This window comes from Okeania sp. SIO2B9 (genome assembly GCF_010672505.1).
Taxonomy (GTDB): Bacteria; Cyanobacteriota; Cyanobacteriia; order Cyanobacteriales; family Microcoleaceae; genus Okeania; species Okeania hirsuta.
On record NZ_JAAHGK010001234.1, the window covers coordinates 1 to 2,270 of the forward strand.

Consider the following 2,270-nt stretch of genomic DNA (forward strand, 5'->3'; position numbering starts at 1 on the left):
ATTTTCTTTGTGGGTTTAATACCCCACCGTCTACACGGTGTTCAAAATTACTTGGGGTGAGAATCCCCATGTAATTTTCCTCCTGTCTCCTGTCTCCTGTCTCCTGTCTCCTTCTTCAATTACTTATTCTAATTCTTTGCGCTCTTGAGAAGGGAAATAATTTAGCTTGTTATAGATGTGTAATTAATTTTGCACGACCACTTATTAGCGATCGCTATCTTAGAAATAGAAATATTTTGAACATACCTCATTCAGAAGTAGAGTAAGAATGGGGTTTTTTAGTAAGTTTTATAAATTAAAGGAAAAAGCTATAGTTGAAGTTATAATTCAGAAGTCAGAAGTTAAATTATTGTTGTGACTAAACTTGAGACTTTTAGAATCTGCTAGTAGATAAAAAGGAATGGGAAGAAGTAGCTTTTTTATTCTGTTTCTCATTGGTGTTTTTTTCCCTATCTATTACTTAGGGTTTGCGCTCAAAAGTCTTTTAGTAGGGGTAGGAGACAGGAGACAGGGGACAGGAGACAGGAGAAATGGGAATTGTAGAGGAGGTAGTCGGAAAAATTGTAAGAGTGATTTTTCTGCCATAATTGCCCCAAAATACTAGCTTTTTGAGCTTGAGCGACCGAAAAACTTGCACTTTTTAAAGGCAAAAAAAGGCAGCAAACCAATATCAGTCAATACTTTGATATTTAATCCGCAAGCCCTACTTATACCAACGGAAATGATATAATTTTAATGCTAATCGCTGATAGCTGAATGCTAATTGCTAAAATATGAATTTGAGTTTTTGCATTATTGTTAAAAATGAGGAAAAAAACTTGCCTCGATGTTTGGCAAGTGTGAAAGATACGGTTGATGAAATGGTTGTTTTGGATACGGGTTCAACTGACCGAACGCCAGAAATAGCTCAAGAATTTGGTGCAAAAGTACATTATTTTGAATGGTGTAATGATTTTGCAGCAGCAAGAAATGAATCTTTGAAATATGTTACTGGTGATTGGGTTTTAGTATTAGATGCTGATGAATATCTCTCACCAAAAATAGCTCCACATATTCAGGAAGCAATAAAGAGCGATCGCTACATTTTAATTAATTTAATTAGAGAGGAAATAGGGGCGCAACAATCTCCATATTCTTTGGTTTCTCGTCTGTTTAGAAATCATCCTGAAATAAAATTTTCTCGACCTTATCACGCCATCGTTGATGATAGTATTACTGAGATTTTGGCGAAGGAATCTCACTGGGAAATAGCTTCGTTGCCAGATATAGCAGTTTTACATGAGGGTTATCAAAAGGGAGAAATTACTTCTAAAAATAAACTGCAAAGAGCAAAAGCAGCGATGGAAAGTTATTTTAGTAATCATCCTAATGATGTTTATGTTTGTAGTAAATTAGGTGCTTTGTATATAGAAATTGGGGAAAAACAGAAAGGAATGGAATTACTATTTCGAGGTTTACAAGACCCCGATATAGATAAAACAATTTTGTATGAGCTGCATTATCACTTAGCTATTGCCTATCGACAACAACAAGATATAGAAATGGCAAAGAGTCATTATAAAATAGCAATAGAATTAAATGTTATGCCGAAATTAAAGTTGGGAGCATACAATAATTTGGGTAGTTTGTTGAAAGAAGAAGGAAATTTACAGGATGCAAAAATTAACTATGAAATTGCTTTACAGATAGACCCTAATTTTGCAGTTGCTCACTATAACCGAGGAATGGTATTTAAAGAAATGGGTTGGTTTACCGAGGCGATCGCTTCTTATCAAAAGGCAATTCAGCTTGATAGTAATTATGCAGAAGCTTATCAAAATTTGGGAGTTGTATTGTTGAAAGTTGGTCAAGTGCAAGAAAGTTTAGAGGCATTTGGGAAGGCTATTAGTTTACATGAAAAATATAATCCTACAGAAGCAAAAAGAATTAGGCAAGGATTAGAGTCTATGGGTTTTATTTTGTAGGGAGTAGGGAGTAGGGGAGTGGGGGAGAATTCATTAATTGATAATTGATAATGGATAATTGATAATTAACTCTGGTTAAAACCGTTACGGAATTGAATATAAGGAAATATTATTTCTTCTCTTAGTCGATTGGATATGGTTAGGAAACCCATCCATCCCTCGACTGCTTTTTTCCCCTTAAAAGGGGAGGCTTCAAGGCGCGAATTATTTAATTATTAATTATTAATTATTCGGTAAAAATAAGAATAACTAACAATAACTGGTTAATAGTTATCAAAAAAAGTTATTTACTTAAGGATAGTTCAT

At 34.2% G+C, this 2,270-nt stretch carries 2 protein-coding genes; both read left to right on the forward strand.

The window, feature by feature from the left end; all coding sequences use genetic code 11:
* Nucleotides 1-400: 400 nt before the first annotated feature.
* Complete coding sequence (locus F6K13_RS29290; protein WP_124145347.1) at nt 401-604, forward strand: hypothetical protein; 204 nt, start codon at nt 401-403, stop codon at nt 602-604.
* A 169-nt stretch (nt 605-773) separates the two neighbouring features.
* On the forward strand, nt 774-1,964 hold the full coding sequence (locus F6K13_RS29295) for a glycosyltransferase (protein WP_124145346.1): 1,191 nt from the start codon (nt 774-776) through the stop codon (nt 1,962-1,964).
* The last annotated feature ends 306 nt before the right edge of the window (nt 1,965-2,270 follow it).